The sequence below is a fragment of the Sphaerochaeta sp. PS genome, from assembly GCF_032144095.1.
In the GTDB taxonomy this organism is placed as follows: domain Bacteria; phylum Spirochaetota; class Spirochaetia; order Sphaerochaetales; family Sphaerochaetaceae; genus Sphaerochaeta.
Genome location: NZ_JAVSNJ010000026.1, coordinates 1 through 3,546, shown reverse-complemented (window position 1 = coordinate 3,546; position 3,546 = coordinate 1). Strand labels below are relative to the sequence as shown.

General features: G+C 50.6%; 3 protein-coding genes. All 3 read left to right on the top strand.

The genetic code is table 11. From position 1 onward, the window contains the following. Positions 1-330: 330 nt before the first annotated feature. From ROJ03_RS12995 to ROJ03_RS12985, 3 genes are read left to right on the top strand one after another with little or no spacing between them, the layout of a single operon-like run. Complete coding sequence (locus ROJ03_RS12995) at positions 331-1,839, top strand: hypothetical protein (protein WP_313727493.1); 1,509 nt, start codon at positions 331-333, stop codon at positions 1,837-1,839. Between the two features lie 16 nt (positions 1,840-1,855). Next, on the top strand, positions 1,856-2,617 hold the full coding sequence (istB, locus tag ROJ03_RS12990; protein WP_313727492.1) for an IS21-like element helper ATPase IstB: 762 nt from the start codon (positions 1,856-1,858) through the stop codon (positions 2,615-2,617). Further along, positions 2,607-2,981 (top strand): hypothetical protein, encoded by a 375-nt coding sequence (locus ROJ03_RS12985; RefSeq protein WP_313727491.1) that lies wholly within the window; start codon positions 2,607-2,609, stop codon positions 2,979-2,981. Before istB ends, ROJ03_RS12985 begins: the two co-directional genes overlap by 11 nt. Positions 2,982-3,546 lie beyond the last annotated feature (565 nt).

Here is a 3,546-nt window from a genome sequence, read left to right as displayed (position 1 = left end):
CAAGGAGTTTTTGAGGTGTTGCGGTAAGCAGTTTTGCATATCCCGTGGTAAGCAGTTTTTTTCGGCTTCCCCCCTAAAAGTAAACACTTTCTGCACAAAAGAATCCCCCAAAGGGTGACGCCAGCAAATCATCTGACGCTATGATGGCAGGTAAATTTTTACTTACAGGATGGATTGGAGATGATTATCAGACGCCTCAAACAAGAAGCAATGAAAGAGAAAATTCTCAGCCTCATGAAGGCCGGAGTCGCAGAAAAAGACGTGGTGGCCTGCTTTGCGCGAACAAACACAAAGCCACCATGCCTAGCAACTATCAAAAAATACTACATTATGAGAGAGGACATTGCAAGTTCCCTGTCCAACCCTCATGAGAAGGGCAAGGCATTCGACGTCCCTGTCCTGAGGGCAGAGATCATAAGGATACTCACCCTCAACGGTTCGTCAATCTCAAAGTCATCGGTGTACGACTTCCTGTGGGAATCGTTCGTCGAGACTCAAAAGATGGAGAAACTGCCAGGCAATGAGCAGACGCTGCGCAACTTCTGCAAGCACCTGATAAACATAGGTGCGGTGAAGCCCCCGGTGAAGGGCAAGCGCATCTACAACAGCCAGGGACGCACGATGCCCGGGGATTCGGCCCAGCTTGATTATGGCGAGTGGAAGCTCAATGACGGCTCCAAGCTATGGTTCATCTGCATTGAGCTGAGCTACAGCAAGTTCCGGTTTGTAAAGGGACAGGACCACAAGTTCAACGGTGAGGAGACCTGCCGGGCAATCTATGCCTTCTTCCTGGTCATTGGAGGAAGGATTCTGGTGATTGCCATAGACCAGGAGTCTTGCCTGGTTGCCAGTGAGCTGCATGGTGAGGTCATCACCACCAAGGTATTCACGGATTTCATTGAGGAACAAAATATTACATTGTTTGTATGCCACAAGGCAGATCCTGAGGCAAAAGGACTTTCAGAATCATGCGTGAAGTTTGTGAAGACGAACTACCTTCCAGCCAGGAGTCACCTGAGCCGGCAGGAGGTAATCGCAGGATTGCCCGCCTGGTGTCACAGGGTCAATTATGCGCGTATCCATACAGCTACAGGCATGATACCCATCAATGATTTCAATGTCTGTGAGAAACAGGAGCTGCGTCCCCTGCTTCCCTCCAACTATGATGCCGTGTGGGGTCTCAGCGATGTCGTCGACGTCAGCAAGCTCCATCTCATCAGGTACAAGGCAAATGACTACGAGATGCCTTGGCCGTATGCCTACAAGAAGATAGTCAGGACAATCTCCAACGGCAGGATCCTCGCCTTTGATGAGGAGCAGAGGACCAAGATGATAGCCCAGTATGACCTTCCCGACCCCAGTGTCAAGGGGCAGGTATTCAAAACCAAGGGCTTTGCCAAGCCCCGTAACGACGAATGGAAGGCCTTGGGTATGGAGATCCAGAGAAAGTACGGCTGTGCAAGCATGGAGCATTTCCTCAATGGTCTCAGGAAGGAGACGGACCGCGATGCGACCAGCAAGTACAAGGCATTCCTTACCTTCCTTGAGAAGGAGCAGCCTGACCTGGACAGGCTTGAGGCCGCACTGAAGATTTGTTGCAAGCATTACCGCTACCAGGTGAGGCAGTTCCTTGAGGTCTGGGAGGACTCCGGCTCCTTCTGGCAGAAGGGAGGCGGCACCCTTGGCCTTGATGCAGACTTCTCGGAGTCACTGATGAAGGGCGTCTCTGTGGACATCCCTTCCGGGGCGCTCTCCGTGGCAAGCAGGAATGGGACATACTACGAGAACGTGTTCAGCGCCAATGTTGGCAAGGGAGGCTCCGGCAATGAGAGGAAATAACACCACAAGGATAAATATGCTGAAAGGTACCCTGACAGCACTTGGTCTCAAGTATGCGGCGGCGAATATCTCGACGCTGATACAGGAAGCGGAAAAGGCAGGGGCCACCTCTGTGGAGATGCTGCTCCAGATTACCCAGTATGAGTCCGGCGAGAGGCTCAGCAAGAGGAAGGGCCGCAACTATGCAGCCGCCCACTTCCCCCCTGAGCCCCGGAGGATTGACGAATATGACACCTCGGAGCTTGAATCGGGCATAACACCAACGCAGATAGCACAGCTCAAGGACCTCTCTTGGGCAGACTCTGCCTCCAACATCCTGTTCCTGGGACCTCCGGGTCTTGGAAAGACGTTCCTGGCTGTCGCCCTTGGGGTGGAGGCTGTGGAGGGTGGCTATACTGTCGGGTTCCAGCGGATGTCCAGCCTCATCACCATCCTCAGCAATGCCGAGGTGGAGAGGTCTGCACGCTTCAGGCTGAAGAAGCTCAGGAAGTGTGATGTGCTCATCATCGACGAGATGGGATTCTGCCCCATCACCAGGGACCAGGCAAACCTGTTCTTCACCCTGATAAGTGAAATCTACGAGACGACGTCAATCATCATGACCACCAACAAGAAGGTTTCAGAATGGGCCGAGTTTCTCGGTGACAACGCCCTTGCAACCGCACTGCTGGACAGGCTCCTGTACAATGCCAGATGCTTCTCGCTTGTTGGCGAATCCTACAGGATGAAGCATCCCAGGGTCCCCGACGGCCTAGAGGAGGCAGGCGATGGTGCGTGACGAATGGAACGAGCTATGCTTCCCCCTCTCGCCTGATGAGGACCATTCCAGTAAGGCGGACAACCTCAACTCCATGGTTTGTCGCTTGCAGATGCATGCCGTCGTCGAGAAGACTGGGGATGGCAGTGAGGTGCTCAAAATCAGTTACAACGATGCCTTTTGGAAGGAATCAGTGGGACGAAATGCAGGACGGAAACCAACTGTGGAACCGACAAGGGTGACCTGTGGGGAGGCCCGGAGCATGAGATATGCCCTCGGTGCCAAGGAAGCCGCATCAAGCCTTCACATGCCTCTCTCGACCTTCTACAGAAAACTGAATGGGCTGATGTATGCCGATGATGACGATCCTTTCAACTCTTTCTGAGGATATGATGTGCCGGGTCCCCAAGGGCCCGGCCTTTATTAGGTTTGACTTGTGAGTATGTTTATCATTTTCTCAAATTAAATTGGGAATCCCCAGTAGAAGACTCCTCCACTGAAACTGAAAAGTGTTACCCTTTTGGGGGTCAGTGATGTAGGAATATGTCATCATTCAAGGGGTATATATTTTTGACTTGGGTTTCTCTTATTCTCAAATTAAATTGGGAATACCTTGCAACGGTCATCTTTTCTGGAACGGGAAAGTGTTACCCCCAGGGGGTCAGTGAGTACAAACCTGTCATCTTTTAAGGGTCTACTATTTTTAACTTGCGTTCTCTATATTCTCAAATTAAATTGAGAAAGCCCTGTACCTGTGACCCTTCCTGAAACTGGAAAGTATTTTGCAAGACTGCTTACCACTACTATCTTAAAACTGCTTACCATATAAATTCAAAACTCTTTACCAAAACATAAGAAAAAGTCATTACCATAAGTATTAAAAAGCTGTTTACCAAGACCCAAGAAAAACTGCTTACCATAAAATGTTAAAACTGCTTGACATTACCAAA

Coding starts and splice junctions, on each gene's coding strand:
- ROJ03_RS12985 (WP_313727491.1), top strand. CDS start 2,607: ATGGTGCGTGACGAATGGAACGAGCTATGCTTCCCCCTCTCGCCTGAT.
- istB (WP_313727492.1), top strand. CDS start 1,856: ATGCTGAAAGGTACCCTGACAGCACTTGGTCTCAAGTATGCGGCGGCG.
- ROJ03_RS12995 (WP_313727493.1), top strand. CDS start 331: ATGAGAGAGGACATTGCAAGTTCCCTGTCCAACCCTCATGAGAAGGGC.